General features: G+C 67.9%; 20 protein-coding genes. 4 read left to right on the top strand and 16 right to left on the bottom strand.

The genetic code is table 11. The annotated features are described in order from the left end of the window. Nucleotides 1-45: 45 nt before the first annotated feature. The 3 genes from CW348_RS03760 to CW348_RS03750 all read right to left on the bottom strand — a co-directional run bounded on the left by CW348_RS03760 (nt 46) and on the right by CW348_RS03750 (nt 2,866). A complete protein-coding gene (locus CW348_RS03760) occupies nt 46-1,353 on the bottom strand; it encodes a geranylgeranyl reductase family protein (protein ID WP_011293119.1) in 1,308 nt (435 codons plus the stop codon). A 411-nt stretch (nt 1,354-1,764) separates the two neighbouring features. Further along, complete coding sequence (locus tag CW348_RS03755) at nt 1,765-2,475, bottom strand: demethylmenaquinone methyltransferase (RefSeq protein ID WP_011293120.1); 711 nt, start codon at nt 2,473-2,475, stop codon at nt 1,765-1,767. 49 nt (nt 2,476-2,524) lie between these two features. Then, nucleotides 2,525-2,866 (bottom strand): DUF4229 domain-containing protein, encoded by a 342-nt coding sequence (locus CW348_RS03750; RefSeq protein WP_011293121.1) that lies wholly within the window; start codon nt 2,864-2,866, stop codon nt 2,525-2,527. Nucleotides 2,867-3,250: 384 nt separating this feature from the next. Between CW348_RS03750 and CW348_RS03745 the strand changes: the two genes are divergently transcribed. Further along, nucleotides 3,251-3,454, top strand: a complete 204-nt coding sequence (locus CW348_RS03745) for a BldC family transcriptional regulator (protein WP_011293122.1) — start codon at nt 3,251-3,253, stop codon at nt 3,452-3,454. Nucleotides 3,455-3,552: 98 nt separating this feature from the next. Beyond that, complete coding sequence (locus tag CW348_RS03740) at nt 3,553-3,900, top strand: PLD nuclease N-terminal domain-containing protein (protein ID WP_011293123.1); 348 nt, start codon at nt 3,553-3,555, stop codon at nt 3,898-3,900. A gap of 106 nt (nt 3,901-4,006) precedes the next feature. On the opposite strand, the gene ccsB is transcribed toward CW348_RS03740, so the two are convergent. The 9 genes from ccsB to CW348_RS03695 form a co-directional block, all read right to left on the bottom strand. Next, a complete protein-coding gene (gene ccsB, locus CW348_RS03735) occupies nt 4,007-4,996 on the bottom strand; it encodes a c-type cytochrome biogenesis protein CcsB (protein ID WP_016189263.1) in 990 nt (329 codons plus the stop codon). A gap of 3 nt (nt 4,997-4,999) precedes the next feature. Then, nucleotides 5,000-6,583, bottom strand: a complete 1,584-nt coding sequence (locus CW348_RS03730; RefSeq protein WP_061783797.1) for a cytochrome c biogenesis protein ResB — start codon at nt 6,581-6,583, stop codon at nt 5,000-5,002. 2 nt (nt 6,584-6,585) lie between these two features. Further along, the gene (locus CW348_RS03725) at nt 6,586-7,398 is read right to left on the bottom strand and encodes a cytochrome c biogenesis CcdA family protein (RefSeq protein WP_011293126.1); all 813 of its coding nucleotides are present in this window, start codon (nt 7,396-7,398) and stop codon (nt 6,586-6,588) included. Further along, nucleotides 7,395-8,012, bottom strand: a complete 618-nt coding sequence (locus tag CW348_RS03720) for a TlpA disulfide reductase family protein (RefSeq protein ID WP_011293127.1) — start codon at nt 8,010-8,012, stop codon at nt 7,395-7,397. The genes CW348_RS03725 and CW348_RS03720 overlap by 4 nt, the downstream gene beginning before the upstream one ends. 156 nt (nt 8,013-8,168) lie before the next feature. Next, nucleotides 8,169-8,372, bottom strand: a complete 204-nt coding sequence (locus tag CW348_RS03715) for a helix-turn-helix domain-containing protein (protein ID WP_016189267.1) — start codon at nt 8,370-8,372, stop codon at nt 8,169-8,171. A 299-nt stretch (nt 8,373-8,671) separates the two neighbouring features. Continuing rightward, complete coding sequence (locus CW348_RS03710; protein WP_011293129.1) at nt 8,672-9,469, bottom strand: phosphatase; 798 nt, start codon at nt 9,467-9,469, stop codon at nt 8,672-8,674. A gap of 158 nt (nt 9,470-9,627) precedes the next feature. Then, on the bottom strand, nt 9,628-10,806 hold the full coding sequence (locus CW348_RS03705; RefSeq protein WP_011293130.1) for an acetoin utilization protein AcuC: 1,179 nt from the start codon (nt 10,804-10,806) through the stop codon (nt 9,628-9,630). Between the two features lie 92 nt (nt 10,807-10,898). Further along, nucleotides 10,899-11,693, bottom strand: coding sequence for a pyrroline-5-carboxylate reductase (proC, locus tag CW348_RS03700; protein WP_011293131.1), 795 nt, complete (start codon nt 11,691-11,693; stop codon nt 10,899-10,901). A 253-nt stretch (nt 11,694-11,946) separates the two neighbouring features. Further along, entirely contained in the window at nt 11,947-12,864 is a 918-nt protein-coding gene (locus CW348_RS03695; protein WP_104612673.1) for a sugar phosphate isomerase/epimerase, read from the bottom strand. Between the two features lie 790 nt (nt 12,865-13,654). Here CW348_RS03695 and radA point away from each other — a divergent pair. Beyond that, on the top strand, nt 13,655-15,019 hold the full coding sequence (gene radA / locus CW348_RS03690; RefSeq protein WP_011293134.1) for a DNA repair protein RadA: 1,365 nt from the start codon (nt 13,655-13,657) through the stop codon (nt 15,017-15,019). A gap of 332 nt (nt 15,020-15,351) precedes the next feature. Beyond that, nucleotides 15,352-17,202: a cellulase family glycosylhydrolase gene (locus CW348_RS03685; RefSeq protein ID WP_016189270.1), complete on the top strand. Its 1,851-nt coding sequence runs from the start codon at nt 15,352-15,354 to the stop codon at nt 17,200-17,202. Nucleotides 17,203-17,271: 69 nt separating this feature from the next. Here the strand turns inward: CW348_RS03685 and CW348_RS03680 are convergent, their stop codons facing one another. The 4 genes from CW348_RS03680 to CW348_RS03665 form a co-directional block, all read right to left on the bottom strand. Then, nucleotides 17,272-17,982: a type 1 glutamine amidotransferase gene (locus CW348_RS03680; RefSeq protein WP_011293136.1), complete on the bottom strand. Its 711-nt coding sequence runs from the start codon at nt 17,980-17,982 to the stop codon at nt 17,272-17,274. 11 nt (nt 17,983-17,993) lie between these two features. Further along, the gene (locus CW348_RS03675) at nt 17,994-19,250 is read right to left on the bottom strand and encodes a MurT ligase domain-containing protein (RefSeq protein ID WP_011293137.1); all 1,257 of its coding nucleotides are present in this window, start codon (nt 19,248-19,250) and stop codon (nt 17,994-17,996) included. 225 nt (nt 19,251-19,475) lie between these two features. After that, nucleotides 19,476-21,410, bottom strand: coding sequence for a hypothetical protein (locus CW348_RS03670; RefSeq protein ID WP_011293138.1), 1,935 nt, complete (start codon nt 21,408-21,410; stop codon nt 19,476-19,478). Between the two features lie 177 nt (nt 21,411-21,587). Then, nucleotides 21,588-22,622: an RNA polymerase sigma factor gene (locus tag CW348_RS03665; RefSeq protein WP_104612665.1), complete on the bottom strand. Its 1,035-nt coding sequence runs from the start codon at nt 22,620-22,622 to the stop codon at nt 21,588-21,590. Nucleotides 22,623-22,641: the final 19 nt, after the last annotated feature.

The raw sequence follows: 22,641 nt of genomic DNA, 5'->3' as shown, positions 1-22,641 counted from the left end.
GGTTCATGTCCTGCCGTTCTCGCGGGATGGGTCTCCTGAGTTGTCTCACGAGGCGGGCGCGATCTTGGACAGGCCGTTGATGAGCCGGTCCAGCGCGTCGCCGTGGCTGGGTTCCGTGAGGTTCGCCAGCATCTTGAGGGTGAAGCGCATCAGGAGGGGCCGCGGGAGACCATACTTGGTGGCGTACTTCATGAAGTAGGGGTTGCCGATCAGCTTCACGAAGTAGCGCCCCAGCGTGTAATAGCCGCCGTAGGTATCCCGCAGGATCTCCGGGTAGCGCAGCAGGGTGCGTTCGCGGTCCCGCGGTGTGGGACGGCTCAGCGCCTGGACCGCCACGTCAGCGGCGATCCGACCTGCTTCCATCGCGTAGGCGATGCCCTCGCCGTTAAAGGGGTTAACCATGCCTCCTGCGTCACCGACCAGCATCATGCCACGGGCGTAGTGCGGTGTCCGGTTGAAGCCCATGGGCAGGGCGGCGCCGCGGATGGGTCCTTTCTGGTTCTCCTCGGTGAACCCCCACTCTTCAGGCATGCTCTGCGTCCAGCGGCGCAGCAGTTTGCGGTAGTCGATCTTCTGGAAGGCGGGGGTGGAGTTGAGGATCCCCAGGCCTACGTTGCTGGTGCCGTCGCCGACTCCGAAGATCCAGCCGTAGCCGGGGAGCAGCACCTGCTTGCCGTCGGTGGTGTCCCAGAGTTCCAGCCAGGACTCCAGGTAGTCGTCGTTGTGCCGGGGGGTGGTGAAGTAGGTGCGGACGGCCACGCCCATGGGGCGGTCGTCGCGTCTGCGGATGCCCAGGGCGATCGCCAGGCGCGAGGAGTTGCCGTCGGCGGCGAGGACGAGGGGTGCGCGGAAGGAGCGGATGCGGCCTTCGGCGTCTTTGGCTTGGACTCCGACGACGCGGTTGCTGCGCTCGTCGATGATGGGCGCGGTGACGTTGGTGCGTTCCAGGAGCCGCACACCGGTTTTCACGGCGTGGCGGGCGAGGATCTGGTCGAAGTCGTAGCGGGTGCGTACCAGACCGAATCCGGGGTATTCCGAAAGTTCAGGCCAGGGAAGCTCGAGTCGGGTTCCGCCGCCGATGATGCGGAGGCCGCGGTTGCGGATCCAGCCGTCTTCTTCGTTGATGGGGATCCCCATAGCGACGAGCTGTTTGACTGCACGGGGGGTGAGGCCGTCTCCGCAGACCTTCTCCCGCGGGAAAGCAGTCTTCTCCAGCAGCAGGACGTCGAGGCCCGCGGTGGCCAGGTAGTGGGCTGCCGTGCTCCCTGCCGGGCCTGCTCCGACGACGATGACGTCGGCTTCCTCGTGGGGAACCGTGGTGTCTGTGACTGGGGTCGGTGCTGTCTGGCTCACGGATGGTCCTGACTGCTCGGCGCGGTTTCACACTGGGGTTCGAGCTTGTGGCTGTCCCAGAAAGGGGAATAAACTCGCCCCCTTGTGAAGTGCTTCACAAGGTCTTCAATGCGAAGTCTAGACCTTCCCAGCCACACGAGCGACCCCAGGTCCCTGTTGGTGAGGTTTCGGTCGCGCTGCCCTGACCTAGGGGTTTAAAAACCAGGTAACAGCGCGGCGGTTCACTTTTGACCGGTGTGCCGGTTACAGGACACAGTCTCGGCAAAGTTCACAAAAAGCTCAAATTGGGATCTTTTTAACAAAACCGAAGACTCATGGTGATACTACCATTACCATGAGTAGTGATTTGCGCCACAGAAAAACCTCCTTGTCCGGGGACGCGGAGGTGAGCAGAGACACACGTACGGCGCCTCAGCGCTCGCGGTAGGCGCGGTGCAGCGCCACCACCCCGAACGTGAGATTGCGCCAGGCGACCCGCGACCAGCCGGCCGCGCTGATCTTCCGGGCGAGCCCAGCCTGGTCCGGCCAGGCCGCGATCGACTCCGACAGGTAGGCGTAAGCGTCCGGGTTGTCGCTGAACTGGCGCGCCACCCACGGCAGGCCGATCTTCATCCCCCAGCCCAGCATCCGGTCGAGCGGCTGCACCGGAAGGTGGCTGAATTCACAGATCACCAGTCGGCCGCCGACTTTGGTGACCCGCAGCAGCTCGGCCAGCGCCCGGTCCACGTCGTGGACGTTGCGCAGCCCGAACGAGATCGTGACAGCGTCGAACGTCTGATCCGCAAACGGCAAGTGCAGCGCGTCCCCGGCCACCACGGTGACCCCCTTGCGGGACGCACCGCCGCGGCGTTCAGCGCCGACCCGGAGCATGCCGAACGAGAAGTCGCAGGCGATGACCCGCGCACCCCGGCGGGTGAAGGATTCCGACGAGGTTCCCGTCCCGGCCGCAAGGTCGAGCACCAGCTCGCCGCTGTAGGCGTCCACCGCAGCCACAGTGGCCTGCCGCCAGTAGCGTTCCCGCCCCAGGGAGAGCACCCGGTTGAGCAGGTCGTAGCGGTCCGCGATGCTGTCGAACATCGCGGCGACGTCTCGGGGGTCCTTGTCCAGTTCGGCACGGATCATGGTGCACAGCCTAGAGGGTGCTGCGTTCCGGTCCTGCGGCCCGTCCTCCCTACGGTGTCTCCCCCGGAGCAGAACGCTGCTCCGCCTGGCCCGGCTCCACCGCGGTACTGCCGGACGCACTCCCGGGTGACGGGGCCTGCTGCAAGTGGTCTTCCCTGCTGGCCCCGGCATCGAGCCGCTCACCCACGCTCCGCATCCGTTCCATCCCCCGCACCAGTGAGGCGGAGAGCGCGTCGCGCTGCGGGGAGAGCAGCACGAAACTCAGCAGGCCGCTGATCACCAGAGCGAGGATGACCGCGAGCAGCTCGCGGGCGCCCAGGAGATACACCACGCCGAAAGCGATCGCGAAGAGCAGCACCCGGGCCGCGGTATAAGCAATGAAGTTACGCATGAAACTGCCTCACAACGGGCGGTTCACAGAAAAGTCCCGGTGAAGACCCGGCACGCCCCTGGGGCAGCGGTTCACGGCTGTGCCCTCCGCCCCTCCAGCAGGTCCTGCCCAGTCCTCGACCGTGCATCGTCCCTCTCCACCCCAGCCTAAAGGGCGGTTTTTCCTGCGGACACGGACCCCTGTCCCAGATAAGGCGGTGTTCATCTTCTGTGCCGAGATTGAGAAAGAAGACACCCCTGAGGGGGATATCACGTTACGATCACATCTGCCCGCCCTCGCCCACGTTGCCTCCCATCTTTCCGAAAACTAAGGAGGAAACAGCCCGACTCATGCACACTAGGGGACTAAACGCCCGTACCACATCCGGGATGGGAGTAAAGGGGGATGGCGAAGGTGGAAAGAACAACGGAACGCTTGCTGACCCCGGGAGAGGTCGCTTCCCTCTTCCGCGTCGACCCTAAGACCGTGACCCGGTGGGCCGCCTCCGGCCGGATCAGCAGTATCCGCACCCCCGGCGGGCACCGCCGCTTCCGGGAGTCCGAAGTCCGCGCACTGCTCCACGGGGAGACTCCTGAATCCTCGCACTGACCAGCGAAGACTCTGGGCTCTCGTCCCGATGGCACCGGCCCCGCTCCGTGGTGGTCCGCACCCGCACATCCAGGTCACACCCGGATAGGCTGGAAGACATGGTTTGGCTCGGTGGCCTCATTACGCTGCTCACGATCGTGCTCTGGGTGTACGCGTTCTTCGACGCGCTCACCTGTCCCGCTGAGGAAGTCCGCAACCTGCCCAAGGTGATCTGGCTACTCGTCATCGTGCTGTTTGCGGTGATCGGTCCGCTCCTGTGGCTCTTCCTCGGACGTCCCATCACGCATCCCGGCACAGCGGTCTCCTCCTCGGTGCCTGTCTCCTCCGCCGACCATCTGGACCCCTCGGATTTCCACCGGCCGTCCGGGCGCAACCGTCCACTGGGCCCAGACGACGACCCCGAGTTCCTGCGGCGACTCGACAAACGCATCAACCCGGAGGATTGAGCACGCACGGCATGGTGAAGGCCCGCCCTGAGTGAGCCGAGGGCGGGCCTTCACTCTGCCGACGCTCTACCGTGGGCGCCCCGGCACCCCAGGGCCCCGCTCCCGGTCAGGCGTAGCTGTGCAATCCGCTGAACAGGTAGTTCACCCCAAAGAAGTTGAACAGCAGACAGCCAAAGCCGATGAGGCTGATCCACGCGGCTTTCGGGCCCTGCCAGCCCGCTGTGGCACGCGCGTGGAGGTAGGCGGCGTACACGATCCAGGTGATGAAGGACCACACTTCCTTGGGGTCCCAGCCCCAGTAGCGGCCCCACGCCTCGTCCGCCCAGATCGCCCCGGCGATCACCCCGAACGTCCACAGCGGGAAGGCCAGCACGATCATGCGGTGCGCGATCCGGTCCAGCAGTTCCGCGCTGGGCAGCTTGGCGGCGATCGCGCTCACCTGCTGGCCGAGCGCCTGCTTGACTTCGGTGCGTCGCGCCAGCAGATAGGTGATCGTCGCGGACCCGGACACCATGAACGCCCCGGTCGCCAGGATGAGCGCGGAAACGTGGATAGCGATCCAGTAGGAGTCCAGCGCCGGGACCACGGGGCCGCTCTCCGAGTACAGCCAACGCACCGCGATACCGAGCAGCAGCAGGACGGGGACCAGCACAAACGCACCGAGGTAATGGGCCCGGTAACGCATCGCGGCAAAGAGGAACGCCGCCACCCCGCACAGGCAGATCGCGATGACGAACTCGAACATGTTGCCCCACGGCCAGCGTCCCACTGCCAGGCCGCGGGTGACGATCTGGGCCAGGTTGAGCAGCAGGCCCACCGCGGTCACGGCCATGCCGATCTTGCCGACCACGTGGCGGGACGCTTTGGCCTCGGGCTCCTGTTCCCGCAGGCTCACTTTCAGGTCGCTGTTCTCCGCTTCCGAGGCGCCGACGGCGACCAGGCGGGTGCCGGTCAGCGACTGGCGGCGTCCGTAGGCTGCCTCGAACACGAAGAGGAACAGGGCGACCGCATAGACCAGGATCATCCCGAGGACAAGGTTGTCGCTGAGATTCGACAGCGCGGGGTCGACCGCGCTGCCTGCCGCGAGAACGTGCACCGCTTACTCCTTCTCCATGTCTGCTTGGCAGTCGGAACGCCGCAGCCGTTGGTTCAACTGGGTGGCCAGTTCGTGGAACCGGCGCAGCGGCGCGGCCCCCTCGGTCTTGGCAAGCCCGCCGATCTCGACCACGGTACGCCCGTCTGCTCCGCGGCGGGCACGGACCCATACCCGTCGCGGCTGGACGAACAGGGTGCACAGCAGCCCCAGTACCGCCGCCACCGCGCTGGCCAGCGCATACGGTCGGGCAGGGTCGCTGGCGACCAGCAGAGTGACGTAGTCGCGGTACCCGGTGAACTCGATCGTGGCGCCACCGGGCAGCTCCCAGCGGTCGCCTACAGCCAACGGAGCAGAGTCGCCGATCTCCTCCATGCGCTTGGTGTACAACTGGTACACCGACTGGGGGTTGCCGCTGTCCAATCCGAGGTCGCCGACAAAGCCCTTGAGCACCACCATGGGGTTGCGCGCGTCCGGGAACTCCGAGACGAGGTCGCCGTTGTCGTCGGTGGCCGCTGAGGGAAGGAACACCCCGGTGAAGCCCAGCTGCTCCGGGGCGATGTCGGGGACTTTCACCACCCCGTCGGAGGTGAAGTTGCCGTCTCCGCGGTCCAGGAACGGCACCGCCTGGTCGAAGACCACGTGCCCGTCGGCGTCGGTGACCCGGAACGTAGGGGCGTAGCCGTGGCCGAGCAGGTAGACCTGGGCGCCGTCGACGCGGAGCGGGTGGTTGACCTCCAGGATGTGGGACTCTTCGGGGGCGTCCGGGTGCTCCCGGTAGGTGAGGTCGGCGCGGTAGCTCGCGGCTTGGCCGGCCATCCCGCCCTCCTCCACGAAGGAGGCTTCGAATTCGTCGAGCCGGATCCAGAACGGCTGGATCTTGGCCGAGTCCACCGCGATTCCCGGGTAGAAGGCGTCGTAGGAGGTCAGCGTGTTGGCGAACGCGTCCTCTTCGATGAGGAGGACGTTGCCCCGGTAGCCGAAGAACGCGGTGCACGCCACCGACACGAGCAGGCCCACCAGTGACAGGTGGAAGACCACGTTGCCGGTCTCGCGCAGGTAGCCGGTCTCCGCGGATAGCGAGTCGCCGTAGTCGGCGATCCGATGCCCGCGCAGCAGACCTCGTGCTTCGGCGAACACCTGCTCTGGGGTGGCGTCGGTCTCGAACGTCGCCGAATAGGGCATCCGGTCAAGGCGGCGCGGGGTCTTCGGCGGCCGGGCCCGCAGCAGCCGGTAGTGCGCTCCCGCACGGGGCAGTACGCACCCCACGAGCGAGACGACCAGCAGCAGGTAGATCGCCGCATACCAGGGCGAGGAGTAGACGTCGAACAGGAAGAACCGGTCGAGCACCGGGGCGAGGTCGGGGTGCTCCAGGAAGTAGTTCTGGACCTCTTCGACGCTGACGCCTCGCTGGGGCAGGAGTGAACCCGGGATCGCGCCCAGGGCGAGCAGGAAGAGCAGGATGAGCGCGGTGCGCATCGAGGTCAGCACCCGCCACGCCCAGCGCGCCCACCCCAGGGGGGACAGCGCGGGTGCGGCGGGCGGCGCCTGCTGCGGTTCGGTCACCGTGCTCGATTGGCTTGGGGTCACTGCTAGATCACCGTGGTGAAGTTCGCGGTCCAGCCCTGCATGACGGCGGTGATGTCGGTCCACAGGCCCGTGACGAGCAGCAGGCCCACCACGACCAGCATCGCGCCGCCCACGCTGGTGACGAGACGGTAGTGGCGTTTGACCCAGTCGAAAGCTCCCAGCGCTCTACGGTAGACCAGGGCCGCGGCCACGAACGGCAGGCCCAGGCCGAGGCAGTAGCTCAGCGACAGCAGCGCTCCCCGGCCCACGCTCCCTTCGATGAAGACGAGGGACTGTACCGCGGCCAGGGTGGGGCCGATGCACGGGGTCCAGCCCAGGCCGAACAGGATGCCCAGCAGCGGGGCCCCGGCCAGACCGGCCCCGGGAAGCCGGTGGACGCGGAACTCGCGGTTGAACCCGGGGATGAGGCCCATGAACGCCAGCCCTAGAACGATGGTCAGCGCCCCGAGCACGCGGGTGATGACCGCGGAGTAGTCGAGGAGCAGCCCGCCGATCCCGCCGACGAACACGCCGACGGCCACGAAAACCGCGGTGAAGCCGGCGATGAAAAGCAGGCTGCCGGCGAGCATGGTCCACCGGCGAGAGGCCATGAGGTCGTCCACTGTGGCGACTCTGCGCTGGCCGTCGGCTGTGGTGGTGTGCACTTCTCCTCGCCGGTGCGCCGCGATGTCGGCCCCGGTCAGCCCGGTCACGTACGAGAGGTATCCGGGAACGAGCGGCAGCACGCACGGGGAAAGGAAGGAGACCAGTCCGGCGGCTGCGGCCAGCGGAATGGCGAGGAAGAGGGATCCGGAGAGGACAGTCTCAGCAATCACTGGACATCAGCGTCCTCGGCGGCGACGGTGCTGACCAGTTCCGTCAGCTCCTTGTAGTTGGTAGCGCCGATCACCCGGGCTGCGATCCTCCCTTGCCGGTCGATGACCAGGGTGCTGGGGATCGCCTGCGGGGGGACCGTGTCGCGGAAGGCTTGCGGGATTTCGCCTGACTGGTCGTAGAGGCTCGGGTAGGAGACGTCCTGGTTGCGTTCGAACGCCTGCGCAGCGGTGCGGTTGTCCTTGATGTTGACGCCGAGGAAGCTCACCCCTTGGTCGGCGTGCTCGGCGTTGACTTCGTTGAGGACGGGCGTCTCCGCGCGGCAGGGGGCGCACCAACTGGCCCAGAAGTTCATGACGACGACGTCCCCGGAGTAGTCGGCGAGGCTCACCGGATCCCCGTCGAGGGTTTCTCCTTCGACTGCGGGCGCTTGTTCGCGGTCTTCGGAGGGGAACAGCGTGCTGGAGCCGTCCCCGGAGATGTAGCGGTCATCTTCGGTCGCCGCCCCGGTGTCGATTTCCTCGGCGCAACCGGCCAGGGCAGCCAGCACCGCCACGGCGGCAAGACCGCGGAGCGCGGCAGCGCGCACTCGGGGGCCTGGTCTGGTGAAGGGCATCGCGGAAGAACCTCGTCAGCGGGATGCGGCAGACAATGCATCAACAACGACGAAGTGTAGTAGACGCCCTGGTGACCGCTGCGCGGGCCCGTGGCTAGCCGCTCGGACACTATGTGGGGGTGGCGCAGACTGCGCCACCCCCACATAGTTCGCGTCTCAGCCCGCGTGGACGAACGCCTCGCGGAGGTAGTTGTCCACGTCACGCTTGGGCACCCGGTAGGAACGCCCCACCCGGATAGCCGGCAGCGTTCCGGAGTGCACCATGCGGTAGACCGTCATTTTGGAGACGCGCATGATCGCGGCCACCTCGGCCACCGTCAAGAACCGTACTTCGCCCAGTGATCCCTTGCTCCCGCTCATGTCCCGACGCTCTCTTTCCCGGACGTGCACCCGCGTTGTCACCTGAACGCGACCGTCCTCCCGTTTTCGTCCGGTCGCGCTCACGTGTCACCCAGCAACTTTCGATCCGTCCGTTCTCAGAGTAAATCTCGGGTCACGTCATTAGAAGGGTGTTTTTCGCTCTCGGTCACTATCGCTGCCCCAGGCCGGAGGGCGAGGTTTGGCCTGTGGGTACACCATGAGACGCACCGCGAAAACTCATGGGATGATCTGCTCTTTTCCCGGTCTTTTTTGCGGTGGGAAAGCGTGGGGAACGATTTTCAGGCCAGCCCGGCGCGGTAAATAACGTAGTCCGAAAGCGGGCGGTACTCGTCGGGAACATAACCGTCGTCGAGCGGCACCGTGACATGAAGTTTTCCTTCATGTTCGCCCAGGAAGAGCGCAGGATCGTTGCTGTCGGCGAACCCGATCGTCGGCACTCCAGCCTCACCTGCCGCGCCAGCAAAACCGTGATCGGCGATGACCAACTGCGGCCATGGCCCACCCGTTTCAGACAGTTGGGCCAGTACCGCCCGCATCGCAAAAGGGTGGTGACTGTGCTGGGGTTCTGTGCCGTCCGTCACCATACCCACGTCGTCGCGCCAGACCAGGGTGCGGCGGGTCGGCGGGGGTCCACCAGGAGCGTCATACGAGTAGCCGGCCGCGGCCGTGACCACCGTGCACCCGTGGTCGACGAGCACATCTTTCCACGCCCGGTAGAGCTCGGCCAGATTGTTGGGGTGCCCGGTGGCCACCATGATGCGTTCGCGGTCGCGTGCGGCTTGCGCGAGCCGCTCCGCGACCACCTCGAGGGCGTCGACCGTGCGGTCCGGGTCGATGGTGTCGATTCCCTGCACGTAGTCTTCGTCCGCGACCACGCCGCAGCGCTGCGCCATGAGCGCCAGCACGTCCGAGAACGTCCACTTCCGCTGGAAGGTCAGGCCGAACTGGTGGTAGGGGTCTCCTTCGACAAGCCGCCGGTAGTGCTTGAGGTTGTTCTGCCGCGGAGTGGCGACCTGACCGGCGATACCGGTCGTCACCAAATAGTCGATGAGTTCCGCACGGGAGGGCGGCTTCAAGACAGACCCCCTTTATTTCTTTTTCCGGTCAAGCCAGCACTGATCGGCCTTTGTCGGACCATTGTCGATGATTCCGCCGCCCGTTGCACCGTTTTCCGGTGCGGCTGGAACGCCTCCCCTGCGCTGGCCGGCCCGCCTCGGGGTGCAGGCGGGCCGCCTCACATCATCGGGTCGATGCCGTGGCACGGGAACACCGCGGCCCGGGTCGCCCGGATCGCGCGGTCCACCGCGTCCGCCGGGTCGAAGCCCGCTTCGAACGGGACGTAGTCGGCTTTCCGCCCGTCCGTCATGTGCAGGGGCGGGACCTCGCCGGTGCGTTCCTTGACGAACTCGTGCCACTCATCAGGGGTGCGGGTCTCCGGGTCGATCGGGGTGCCCGCGGCTTCGGCCAGCAGGTGGGTCCACGCACGCGGCACCACCTGCACCAGCTCGTATCCGCCGCCGCCGAGCAGCACCCAGCGCCCTGCGGCGGTCTCCTTGGCCAGCTCGTGGAGGGCCTCGTAGGTCCGGCGCTGCCCGTCGATACTGAGCGTCAGGTTGGCCAGTGGGTCGAGGGTGTGGGTGTCGCAGCCCTGCTGGGTGACGAGCACCTCCGGCTGGAACTCGCGCAGCAGCGGCGGGACGATGGCGTGGAACGCGCGGAGCCACATGGCGTCGTTCGTCCCCGCGGGCAGGGCCACGTTGACCGCATAGCCTTCCGCGTCCGGGCCGCCGATCTCCTCGGGGTACCCGGTGCCGGGGAAGAGGGTCAGGGGGGACTCGTGCAGGCTGATGGTGAGCACCCGGGGGTCGTTGTAGAACATCTCCTGCACCCCGTCACCGTGGTGGACGTCCACGTCCACGTAGGCGACCCGTTTGGCGCCCTGCTCCAGCAGCCAGGCGATGGCGACCGCGGCGTCGTTATAGACGCAGAATCCCCAGGCCTTGTTGGGCATGGCGTGGTGCAGGCCGCCCGCGATGTTCGCGCCGTGCTCCGCCTCCCCCTGCCACACGGCGCGCGCCGCCGCCACGGACGCGCCTGCAACCAGGGCGGACGCTTCGTGCATGTCGGGGAAGACCGGGTTGTCGCTGGTGCCCAGCGCGTACTTCATGTTGGGTTCCAGGGTTTTCCCTGCCTGCTTGACGGCAGCGATGTAGTCGCGGCTGTGGACAAGCTCCAGCAGGGCGTCGTCAGCAGGCTCGACCGGTGCGAAGGAGACACCGGGCGCATCGAACACGCCGAGGCGGCGGCAGAGCTCCATGGTCAGCTCGACCCGGACGGGCGCAAGTGGATGCTGCGGGCCGAAGTTGTAGCTGGTCAGCCCGTCATTCCATGCGATGCGCAGTGAACAAGCCATGCGCCCTCCCCCTCGGTGACAGTGTTCTTCACCACAGTAGTTGACCGGGCCTGCGTGGCAGCGCAGGGGACCCCGCAATCCGCCTGCTGGCCTCAGCCTTCAGCGAGTTCCGCGCTCCGCCGGCACGCGGCTTCCACCGCGTCAGCGAACGCGCTGCGCAGGCCGTGGCGTTCGAGTTCCCGCAGGGCAGCGGCGGTCGTTCCCCCGGGCGAGGTCACTGCTTCCCGCAACAGGGTCGGATGGTCCCCGGAGTCGCGCAGCATTGCCGCGGAGCCCACCGCGGTCTGGGTGACGAGCCGCTCGGCGGTCGGCCGCGGCAGCCCCAGGAGCACTCCGGCTTCGATCATCGCTTCCGCGACGAGGTAGAAGTAGGCAGGGCCGCTTCCGGAGAGGGCGGTGACCGCGTCCAGGTGCTTCTCCGGTACGCGCACGACCTCGCCCACCGATCGGAGCAGGGTCTCCGCGCGGTCGAGGTGCTCCTCAAGGGTGTGGGTTCCGGCTGCGATGGCGGTCATCCCCTGGCCGACCAGGGCAGGGGTGTTGGGCATGGCTCGGACCACGGCGGTCTCCGCGGGAAGGTGCTTTTCCAGCACGGCTGTGGTGATTCCGGCGGCTACGGAGATCACCAGGCGCCCGGGGGGCAGTGCCGGGGCAATCTCGTTCAACGCCGCGACCATGTCCTGCGGTTTGACTGCGAGCAGCAGCGTGTCTGCGCGGGCGGCGGCTTCGGCCGGGGAGGCGGCGGCGACCCCGTAGCGCTGGCAGAGTTCTGCGGCGCGGTCTTCGCGCGCTTCGCTGATGAGCACCTCCGCGGCGTCCCGCCCGGTGTGGAGGATTCCGGCGAGCAGGGCTTCACCCATCCGCCCTGCCCCAATGATCGCGATCATGGAGTCACACCCTTCTCACGTTGCCCAGTAGTGGGCGGTGGACCGGTCAGGGCGGGGGTTGTCGGCATCCGTCCCGTGCCGTGGCTGTCCCGGCCCCACCGCTCACCGCGGTGGCGGCCCGGTGTCGGCGCGCCCCGCCGGTCGTCCAGTGCGAGGATATTGCGGGCGGAGCGGCGGCACGGTTACAAATCCGCGGCAGCCCCGTGCCGAAGGCCGCATGCGGGAGAGGGGCGCGATCTGGTACCGGTGCCGGTCAATCGGTGCTGACGGTGCCGTCGCTGTGGACCGAGAACACACGCAGGGCGGGAGCAGGCACCGAGCGCACCACGATCTGTTCGCGTTCCGGCTGTTCGCTGCGGGGCTCTGGCGGCACGCTCCGCGCGAAGTGGAGGCGGGTGAACGCGAGGGCTTCGGCGAGTTCGGTGAGCCGGGTCTTCCGGTCGGACTTGCGGGTGTTGACTTCCAGGACGATCTGGCCGCGGTAGTCGTCGTTGGCGAGGTGTTCCAGGAGTTCCGCGCACGGCTGGTTGCCGCGGCCGGGGATCAGGTGCTCGTCGAAGTTCTGTCCGCCGACGCCGTCAGCGAGGTGCACGTGGGAGAGGCGGTCACCGAGCTGCCGCGCCATGTCCATGGCGTCCGACTGCGACATGGCGGTGTGGGAGAGGTCCAGGGTGACGTTAGGGTAGTCGCGGTCCAAGGGGTTCCAGCTCGGCGCGTAGGGGACGACTTCTTTGCCCCGCATGCGCACCTGGTACATGTTTTCGACCGCGAAGATCACGTCGGTCTCGTCCCGCATCTTCAGGATGCCGGACTCGAATTCCCGGGCGTATTCGCGCTGCCATTTGAACGCCGGATGCACCACAACGGTCGTTGCGCCCAGCGCTTCCGCCATCTCTTTCGATTTGATGAGTTTGATCCAGGGGTCCCGCCCCCACACCCGCTGGGTGAAGATCAGGCACGGGGCGTGAATCGCGGTGATGGGAATCTGGTGGTACTCCGACAGCCGACGGAGCATGTCGATGTCCTGGCTGACCGGGTCTGCGGTGACCATGACTTCGATGCCGTCATAGCCGAGTTCAGCGGCGATTTCGAAGGCCGCTGGAGTTTTCTCCGGGTACACCGACGCCGTCGAAAGGACGACGGGGGCGTCTGGAACCTGGATAGCGTTCACTTGAACCACCATACGTGCTGTCGTCGTGAAATTCCCTGCCGCACCAGTGGCCCGTGGGGCGGCGCGCTGCGCTGCCAGGCCGCTGCGGACATCCCCGCGTCGTCGTAAGGGTCATCCAGGGGAACAACGCGTGCCGCGAAGCGATTCCCTTCCTTCCCCAGTGAAGCGGAGCACCGTCCCGCCGTTCCTGGGAGACGGGTCGGCGGAGCAGGCGGACCATGGGTGTGGGGCGGGGTTCGTGTGCTGGTTGTGGGATGCGGCACTGGGATGCTGCCGCAACGCTCCGCGGTGGGGGCGCGGGGGCTGGTCGGGGGAAAACCGCGCCGGTGACGTGCCGAAGCGGCGTGGGCGTGTGTGCGGACTCTGCCCTATGCCACGGTACACGCCCCAGCCTCGCACACCCGGAGCATACTTCTCGCCCCCTGCCGGCAGGTGGGGACGGACCGGCGAGGCGGAAAGCCGCGGCTGTCCGCGGCACTGCTGTCCCCGGGCCGTGCCGGCGCGCCCTGTCCCGCCCGCGGTGGGGCAGGGCAGCCCAGGCACGCAAGCGTCCCGCGCTGCAGCCCGGGGCGGTCCCGGAGCGAGCTGCCGGGACCGCGGTGCGGAAACCTGGGGAGCGGGGGCCATGGACGTTGTCCTCCGATGCGGCGCCCGGTTGATTCGGGCGTACTTGTCTGACGGTGCACAGCGCCGTCTGGTTCGATTCCCGGCCGACTCTGCGGGGACCGGGTTCTCCCCAGGCCGGCCCGGTGTGTTCCAGCCGGTGCCAGACAGGCGATAGCGTGCGGGTATGGCACGGGCAGCGAAACGGACGTTCCGGTGTACCGAGTGCGGGTGGACCGCTCCGAAGTGGGTGGGCCGGTGTGGAGGCTGCCAGGCGTGGGGCACGGTGGAGGAGGCTGCCGGCTCTGCGGCGAGCGGGGTGGCTCCGATCCGGGCGGGGACGCCCGCGCGGCCTATCGCTGAGATCGATGTGGAAGCGGCCCAGGCCACACCCACGGGACTGGCGGAACTCGACCGGGTCCTCGGGGGCGGGATGGTTCCCGGCGGGGTGCTGCTGCTCGCCGGTGAGCCGGGAGTGGGCAAGTCCACCCTCCTGTTGGAGGTGGCGGCACGCTATGCCGCGCTGGGCCCGGTGCTGTATGTGACGGGCGAGGAGTCGGCGGGGCAGGTGCGGCTGCGCGCCGAACGGGTAGGCGCGCTGGCGCCCAAGCTCTACCTGGCTGCGGAGACAGAGCTTCCTGCGGTTGCCGGGCACGTGGACGAGGTGATGCCTCGCCTGCTCATCGTGGACTCGGTGCAGACCATGAGTGTCCCCGAGGCGCCGGGAACCCCGGGCGGGGTGACCCAGGTCCGCGAGGTGGCTGCGGGACTGATCCGGTTGGCGAAAGAACGCGACATCGCCACAGTCCTGGTGGGTCACGTCACCAAGGACGGTTCGATTGCGGGCCCGCGGGTGCTGGAGCACCTGGTGGACGTGGTGCTGCAGTTCGAGGGGGACCGGCATTCGCAGCTGCGTATCCTGCGCGCGGTCAAGAACCGCTACGGCCCCACCGATGAGATCGGCTGCTTCGAGCTCACCGACTCGGGGATCGTGGGGCTGCCAGATCCGAGCGGCCTGTTCCTCACCCGGCGTACCGAGCCGGTTCCCGGGACCTGTGTCACGGTCACCGTGGAAGGGCGGCGCCCGTTGATTGCCGAGGTGCAGGCGCTGGTGGCGCCCACGGCCCTGCCGCAGCCGCGCCGCGCCACCTCGGGGTTGGATGCCGCGCGGGTGGCGATGGTGCTGGCGGTGCTGGAGAAGCGGGTGAACCTGCGCATGGGTGCGGCCGACGTCTACACCTCCACGGTGGGCGGGGTGCGTCTCGTGGAGCCGTCGGTGGACTTGGCGCTGGCGCTCGCATTGGCCGGGTCGCACACCGATATGGCGCTGCCGCCCGGCATGGTCGCTATCGGCGAGGTGGGGCTGGCCGGTGACGTGCGCGTGGTCAGCAGCCTGCCGCGACGGCTCCAGGAGGCGCGGCGGTTGGGGTTCACGACCGCGATCGTGCCGGCCGGGGCCGACGATGCGGTCCACGAGGAAGGGCTCACCGTCGTGGAGGTCACCGACCTGGGGCAGGCGCTGCGCACCGCGTTCCCTGAGCTGCGGCGCTGAGCTGTCGGAAGGGGCGGTGGCAGGCCGTGCGCAGCGTGCGCGGTTCTCGCCCGGACACGTCGCAGGCGGGGATGTCTGTTCTCTTTCGGGTCGTCGCCGGGGGACATCCCAGGGGTTGTTACTTGCGGTAACGGTACATTGACTTCTCTCCACCCCCTGCTTTATGGTGATCCGCGCCACAAAAGTGGCGAACGGTGAATGAACTCTTCCTGAATCTTCTCCTGGCTCCACTGAAGTTTTCTCCTTCCATTCGGGAGCGCACCCTGCGCTTTTCGTCCCCCCACGCCTCTGCGGAGGCGTGTTCCCCGAAAGGACTACCGGCAGTGGGCAGAATGACCCCCCTGACGCGACGACTGCGTGCCGGAGCAGCCGCGATCGCGATCGGAGCGTCTGCTCTTATCCCCCTGACTTCCTCCCCCGCAGCCGCCTCAGGCACCGCTGACTGGCTGCACACGGACGGCAACCGGATCGTGGACTCCGCGGGCAACGAGGTGTGGCTCACCGGAGCCAACTGGTTCGGCTTCAACACCAGCGAACGGATGTTCCACGGGCTGTGGGCCGCCAACATCGAGGACATCACCAGTGCGATGGCCGAGCGCGGCATCAACATCGTGCGTGTCCCCATCAGCACCCAACTGCTGTTGGAGTGGAAGAACGGCCAGGCCGGACCGAGTGGAGTCAACGAGTACGTCAACCCCGAACTGGCGGGGATGAACACCCTCGAAGTGTTCGACTACTGGCTGCAACTGTGCGAAGAGTACGGCCTCAAAGTCATGCTTGACGTGCACAGCGCGGAGGCCGACAACTCCGGGCACTACTACCCGGTCTGGTACAAGGGCGATATCACCACCGAGGACTTCTACACGGCCTGGGAGTGGGTCACCGAGCGGTACAAGAACAACGACACCATCGTCGCCGCAGACATCAAGAACGAGCCCCACGGCAAAGCCAACGAGACCCCGCGCGCCAAGTGGGACGGCTCCACGGACATCGACAACTTCAAGCACGTCTGCGAGACCGCCGGTAAGCGCATCCTCGCGATCAACCCGAACATGCTCATCCTGTGCGAGGGGATCGAGATCTACCCCAAGGATGGGCAGGACTGGTCCTCGACCGATGGGCGGGACTACTACTCCACCTGGTGGGGCGGCAACCTGCGCGGCGTCGCCGACCACCCCGTCGACCTGGGCGCCCACCAGGACCAGTTGGTCTACTCGCCGCACGACTACGGTCCCAGCGTGTTCGAGCAGCCCTGGTTCGAAGGCGAGTGGAACCGGCAGACCCTGACCGAGGACGTGTGGCGTCCCAACTGGCTCTACATCCACGAAGACGACATCGCTCCGCTGCTCATCGGCGAGTGGGGCGGCTTCCTGGATGGGGGCGACAACGAGAAGTGGATGACGGCGCTGCGCTCGCTCATCATCGACGAGAAGCTGCACCACACCTTCTGGGCGCTGAACCCGAACTCGGGTGACACCGGCGGCCTGCTCAACTACGACTGGACAACCTGGGACGAGGCCAAGTACGCGTTCCTCAAGCCTGCGCTGTGGCAGGACGCCAACGGCAAGTTCGTCGGCCTGGACCACGATGTGCCGCTGGGCGGGGTGGGCTCCACCACCGGTGTGTCGCTGAACCAGTACTACGGCGGGGGCGGACCGAGCCAGCCGCCCACGGAACCCACGGAGCCGCCGACGGAGCCCACGGAGCCGCCGACGGAGCCGACGGAGCCGCCCGCCAACCCCACGGGTGCGCTCGAGGTCTACTACCGCAACAACAGTCTTGCGGCCGACGACAGCCAGATCGCGCCGGGGCTGCGTCTGGTCAACACCGGAAGCAGCACGGTCGACCTGGCTGACGTGGAAATCCACTACTACTTCACCAACGAGCCCGGCGGTACCCTCCAGTTCACCTGCGACTGGGCTCAAGTGGGCTGCGCCAACGTCAACGCGTCCTTCACGTCGCTGTCGGCTCCGGGCGCCGACACCTCCCTGGTGCTCACCCTCAGCGGCAGCCTCGCTCCCGGGGCGAGCACCGAGCTCCAAGGCCGGATCCACACCGCGAACTGGGCGAACTTCGACGAAAGCGACGACTACAGCCGCGGCACCAACACTGACTGGGAGCTCAGCGAGGTGATCACCGCATACCTCGGCGGCACCCTGGTCTGGGGTACGCCTCCCGCCTAAACCCCTGGTGTACCGAGAGGAAACACGAAGGACCGTGCCGCTGCGGCACGGTCCTTTCTCGTTGCCCGCCTAGAGCGCGGCGGCCAGCCGCTCCTCGTGGAGCCGCTCGCCCCAGGACGGCGGGAGCGGCGGAATCTCGCCGACCCGCCAGCGCAGCAGCAGGTCGGCAAGGGCCGGGTTGCGGGGCAGCGCCGGTCCGTGCAGGTAGGTGCCGATCACGGTGCCCTGGTAGGCGCCTTCGGTGGTGCCGTCGTTGCCGACCCCACGCACCGTGGTCGACAGGGGCCGGGCCGCGGGCCCGATCGCGGTGCGGCCCTGGTGGTTTTCGAAGCCGGTGATCCGCCCCACGCCGAGCGCCGGGTCGACGTCGGCGACGATCTCCCCCACCGCCCGCGTGTCTCCGCGGCCGCTGCGCACGTCGAGGATGCCCACGCCGGGCAGCGGGTTGTTCTGGTCGTCACCGTAGGTTTCGCCGATGATCTGGTATCCGGCGCAGACCGCGAAGACGACGGCTCCCCGCTCCGCGGCCCGCTTCAAGCCGCCGTCGGCGCGCAGCCGCTGCGCGGCGAGGATCTGCGGCCGGTCTTCCCCGCCGCCGAGCAGGTAGACGTCCCCTTCTTCCGGGACCGGGTCGCTGGAGTGGACCCGCACGACCTCGGTGGGGATGCCGCGCAGTTCGGCGCGCCTCCGGAGAATCAGCACGTTGCCCCGGTCGCCGTACGTGCTGAGGAGGTCGGGGTAAATCCACACGATCCGCAGGGTGCTGCTGGTGTCGCTCATGGGCTCCCCTTCTACTGGACTCGTCCGTAGGCCGTGCGGATCTGCTGGAACGCGGTGTAGTTGGCGATCACATCGACCTTGGTGATGTCGGGCTGCTCGGTTTTGAGGCGGGTGAGCGCCTGGTCGACGCTGTCCGCGATCTCGAAGGGCACTTCGTCGGTCTCCAACCGCAGGGCGAGGTCGGTGCGGCGCTCCCCCATCACGAAGACACGGCGCCCGCGGAGCACGGTGTAGTCCACGTCCCACAGCCACGAGGTGTCGCGGCCGTCGGCGACCTGGGCGTTGACGGAGAGGATGACCGGCACCCGGGGCGGGTCCAGGATCGCGAACGACTCCAGCCATCCAGCGGGGTTCTTCGCCAGCAGGAGCCGGACTTCGACCCCTTTGGTGACGATGGAGGTGTAGCGCCCGGCCACCGACTCGATCTCCCGCATCCGAGGGAGTGCCTGTTCGGGGCGGAGCCCGTAGGCGGCGGCAGTGGCCAGCGCGATCACCGCGTTGGAACGGTTGGCGTCACCCGGCAGCCGCAGTTGGAGCCGGTGCGTCTTCCCTTCCGGGTCGGTGACGGTGTCGGTGGCGTTGTCCAGCGACCAGGTGGTGTACGGCCGGCTGAGGCCGCATTCGGGGCACTCCCAGTGCGGGTCGGGGTCGCGTTTGAGGTGCCCCCCGCATTCGGGGCAGCACCACGAGTCTTCTTTCCACCGCTGCCCGGCCGCCACCCAGGTGGCGTGGGGCGCGGCAAGCCCTGCCCAGGCGACCAGCGGGTCGTCGGCGTTGGCGACGACGTGCGCCTGGCTGGCTGCTAGTGCTTCCCGCCATTTCTTGGCCAGCAGGTTGATTTCGGAGGCGCGGTCCATCTGGTCGCGGCTCAGGTTCATCAGCACGACCACGACCGCGTTGGTTTCCCGGAGCACCTGCGGCAAGTATTTTTCGTCGGTTTCGAGAACGCCGATCAGGGCTTTGGGGTTGTTGGCCAGCGCGGTGATGTGACCGGTCGGCATGTTCGCGCCGTGCTCGTTGGTGGCGATCTCACCGATCTCGCGCAGCGCTGCAGCGATCAGTCTGGTCGTGGTGGTTTTTCCGTTGGTGGCACTGATCAGGGCGATCCGACGTCCACGGGCGAGTTCGGCAAGCAGGTTCGGTTCGACCTTGAGCGCGATTCGCCCCCCGATGACCGAGCCGTCGCCGCGTCCGGTAGCCCGGGACAACGAGGCCGCACCCCTACCCAGCGCGGCAGCAAGCTGGGCACGCAAGGGAAGTTCGCTCATTGATCCCCACAACGTTCGATAGAAGAAATGCACAACGCCTTCGCTACAGGCGGCAGCTCAAGCCTATTGCCCTGGCGGGGAGACAAACCGTCATCACACCTCGGGTCGCTCTTAATTTCATATGTCCGAAACACTGCGGGAACACACTCTTGCACGGTTCTGAGGCGGGAAATATCCGGTTGTGCCGCGCTGTCGGGTTTCCTGGCCGCGGCGTAGTGCGCGCCCTCACCCTGCGGACCGCCGCCAGTCGAGCCGCTCCGGGGGCGGGCCGATGTGGGCCACGACCTCGTCTGCGCCCACGTCGGCGAGGGCCTGTTCGGTGAGGGCGGTGGCGTCCGCCACGGTTTGCAGGGTGGCGGTGGGCAGGGTGAGGATGCCCGGGTTGGCGTCGACGATGATCGGCGCGTCTCCCCGCTCGGGGATGATCATGGCGGTGGGCGGCAGGTGCTGCAGCCCGTAGACGTCGAACTTCTGGGTGGTCATCCGGTCGATGTCCGACTCGGCGGACAGGGTGTCGTGTTCGGCGGCTTGCCCGGTGGCGTTCCCCCAGGCGGTGGCGGAGCGGATGTGCCGGGCCAGGGTCAGCGGAGCAATGGACTTCGCGGCGTAGCGGACCGGTGCGGCCGCGGTGACCTGGTAGGAGGCATCGGTGGTGTACCCGTCGGCAGTGGCGCCGTCCAGAGCAGTGCCGACGATCTCGGTGAGGCGGTGGATCCGCCCCGCGTGGTCTGCGCCGAGGAAGGCTGCGGCGGCCGCGGCTGCTGCAGCGTCCGGTTGGCGCATGACCACGGGGAGGGTTCCGTCGGCGCGCAGTTGGGCCAGGGCGTTCTCGCTGGCTCGCCGGTAGAGCAGCACCACTCCGGTGGCGAGTCGCGCTGCCGCGTCGCTCAGGCGCCGCACCGCCCACTCGGGGAGTGCATCAGCGCCGCACAGGATGATCATGCGCGCCCACGGCCGTCCCGGTTTGCCGCGGGCCGCCCGCAGGTCCAGTAGGGTGCTCAGCGCTTCGACGGTGTAGGTTCCGTAGGCGCGTTCCGCGAACTCTCCGACGCTGCGGTCGGTGGCGATGATCTTCACCTGGGCGTAGGGCTCGCGTTCCGCCTTGATCCCCAGTCCTTCGAAGGGGAGCAGGGCGCGGTGCAGCGCGGCAGCGCGGACTGCCACGTCAGGCTCGTCGGCGAACGCGGCGCGGAGTTTTTCGCGTTCTTCCCGGGTGAGCAGGAGGTGGGCCGGATCGTCGGCGGTGTCGCCGTCGTCGGGGAGGGCGAGCAGTCCCAGGGCGGCAACGACGTGGACGATTTCTGCGTCCTTGCCCAGGACAGCGAAGATCCGTTCCAGGATGCTGCGGCGGGCAGCGATTTCGTCCCCGGGCTCCACGGCCTGGGCGGTGGCGGCGAGGATGGCGGCACGGCGCCGGGCGCTGAGGTGAGCGCCGATCTTGACCCGGGGCAGGTCGGCGGGCAGCACCCAGATCCGGGGGATGAGGCCGCAGCGCTGGGTGAGGGACACGAACTGTTCGGCGACCGCGCGCCCCGACAGGTCCACGACGGTGAGGTCGCCGCCTTCTTTGATCAGTGCGGCTCCGAGCGTGGTGAGCAGCGCGGACCATCCCGCCTCGGCTCCTCCCACGGCGGCTACCCGCTGGGTGCCTTCGGGGATTTCCACGGCATACCAGCGGGGCTGGGCCTCATAGACGCGTTTGCGGTGCTGCCATTCGGTGTATCGGGCGGCGTGTTCTTCCTGGCGCTCCCAGAGCTCTCGTTCTCGGCGTTCCTGTTCCGCGCGTCTTTTCGCTCGCTCCCGGGATAACAGTTCCCCCATGTCGCTGCGGCTCTGAATGAGCATGAGCAGGACGGGAAAGGCCACGGCCAGGCAGGCGAGACAGCCGACGAGGGAGAGCAGGAGCGGCATGACCCCGACGATGGTCAGCAGGAGCAGCACGGTGCCGATGAGGACGAGCAGGCACAGTCCGAACAGGAGCGGCCGGTTGGTCTCGGCTTCCGCGCGGAGCCTGGCCTTCTCCCAATCAAGGTCGTAGTCGACCCGCTCCGGGGGCGTGGGGCGGCGCGGCGGCGGCCCTGGCGGGGGGACCAGGGTCTGGTAGCGCCAACCGAGAAAAGGCCTGCCCGGCCGTTTCCGCTCCGCTCGGTCGTCGGGCACCGCTCACAACCTCCCACCCGGCTACGAGGGGACAAACTAGCGAGTCCTCAGGCGATAGACACGATTGTGGCCAATTCGTAGCCATGGTGTCACAGGTTTGTGGAAAGCACCCCCACGCTCCCCGCTTCTGCGCTGCGGCCTTGGGCGGCCGACTGCTGCGGGGCAGCGCCGGGCGGGTCAACTGTGCGGGGAGGAGGCAGGGCTGGGCGGCTCGGCGGGTTCAAGTGAGACGACGGGGATTGCTTCCACGCCGGTGCTTCCGGTCACCACAGCGGTGAGGAGGGGGAGCGCGGCCCAGCCGATGAGCACGAGGAACAGGAGGGCGGCGGCCAGGGTCAGGACGGCGGGCAGCCGAGTGCACGGCAGGGCGGTCTCCTCGGCAGGGCCGCCGGTGGCGGGGAAGCCGTCGTTCCGGTACGGGCCGGCTTGGGCGGCGAACTCGGCGTGGTGGGCGGCGAGGCCGGGGTCGAAAGCGTTGGTCAACAGCTGGTCGTGGAGGAACGCGGGCGGCGCGGTGAGGGGGAAGGCGTCCCGCAGTGCGTCGGGGGCGGGGAGGGCCGCTCGGGTGCGGTCGCAGTCCGGGCACGTCCTCAGGTGGCGGGTGATGCGTTTGCGCCACGCCGGAGTGAGGTGCCCGCCGTCCCACGGCTGGAGGAGGGTGCGCAGCGCCGGGCAGTGCGCTTCTGTGCGCCGGACGGCGAGGAGGACGCCGACCGCGTCGGTAAAACTCGCGTGCGCTGCAGCGGCTCTCGCGTCGGCGCGCCTGCGGCTGGTCCCGAGAATTGCGGCCAGTTCTGGTCCTGCGAGCTGGTGTCGCACGGTCAGGTGGAGGATTTCGCGTTCGTGCGGGGGAAGACCGCAGAGGGCTTCGTGGAGGAGGACTCGGGGATCGTCGGGGGACAGGGTGGCGTGGGAGGGGTGCCCGTCCAGCAGGTCGGGAGGTGGATGGCCGTCGCGGAGACGCAATGCCCGGTGGCATTGGGCACGGGTGAGCGCATAGAGCCAGGGGCGGAGTGCGTGGGTGTCCCGCAAGCGGGCGATCTGTTCGCGTGCGATGAGGAAGACGTCGTGCACCGTGTCAGCGGCGGCTTCAGCGTCGTCGAGCGTGACCAGACTGTAGTCGTAGAGGCGGTCGGCGTAGGCCCGGTACGCCGCGCTCAGCCCGTCCCGCTCGTCCTTCGCGATCGCGTGCACGATGTCTGCGTCACGCATGGCCAAGAGCCTAGCTTCA

The sequence above is a fragment of the Thermobifida sp. genome (assembly GCF_017577275.1).
Taxonomy (GTDB): domain Bacteria; phylum Actinomycetota; class Actinomycetes; order Streptosporangiales; family Streptosporangiaceae; genus Thermobifida; species Thermobifida fusca.
This window is presented reverse-complemented; position numbering and strand designations above follow the sequence as displayed.

Coding starts and splice junctions, on each gene's coding strand:
- CW348_RS03685 (WP_016189270.1), top strand. CDS start 15,352: ATGACCCCCCTGACGCGACGACTGCGTGCCGGAGCAGCCGCGATCGCG.
- CW348_RS03705 (WP_011293130.1), bottom strand. CDS start 10,806: ATGGCTTGTTCACTGCGCATCGCATGGAATGACGGGCTGACCAGCTAC.
- CW348_RS03720 (WP_011293127.1), bottom strand. CDS start 8,012: ATGCCCTTCACCAGACCAGGCCCCCGAGTGCGCGCTGCCGCGCTCCGC.
- radA (WP_011293134.1), top strand. CDS start 13,655: ATGGCACGGGCAGCGAAACGGACGTTCCGGTGTACCGAGTGCGGGTGG.
- CW348_RS03740 (WP_011293123.1), top strand. CDS start 3,553: ATGGTTTGGCTCGGTGGCCTCATTACGCTGCTCACGATCGTGCTCTGG.
- CW348_RS03665 (WP_104612665.1), bottom strand. CDS start 22,622: ATGCGTGACGCAGACATCGTGCACGCGATCGCGAAGGACGAGCGGGAC.
- CW348_RS03750 (WP_011293121.1), bottom strand. CDS start 2,866: ATGCGTAACTTCATTGCTTATACCGCGGCCCGGGTGCTGCTCTTCGCG.
- CW348_RS03715 (WP_016189267.1), bottom strand. CDS start 8,372: ATGAGCGGGAGCAAGGGATCACTGGGCGAAGTACGGTTCTTGACGGTG.
- proC (WP_011293131.1), bottom strand. CDS start 11,693: ATGATCGCGATCATTGGGGCAGGGCGGATGGGTGAAGCCCTGCTCGCC.
- CW348_RS03675 (WP_011293137.1), bottom strand. CDS start 19,250: ATGAGCGAACTTCCCTTGCGTGCCCAGCTTGCTGCCGCGCTGGGTAGG.
- CW348_RS03755 (WP_011293120.1), bottom strand. CDS start 2,475: ATGATCCGTGCCGAACTGGACAAGGACCCCCGAGACGTCGCCGCGATG.
- CW348_RS03745 (WP_011293122.1), top strand. CDS start 3,251: ATGGCGAAGGTGGAAAGAACAACGGAACGCTTGCTGACCCCGGGAGAG.
- CW348_RS03680 (WP_011293136.1), bottom strand. CDS start 17,982: ATGAGCGACACCAGCAGCACCCTGCGGATCGTGTGGATTTACCCCGAC.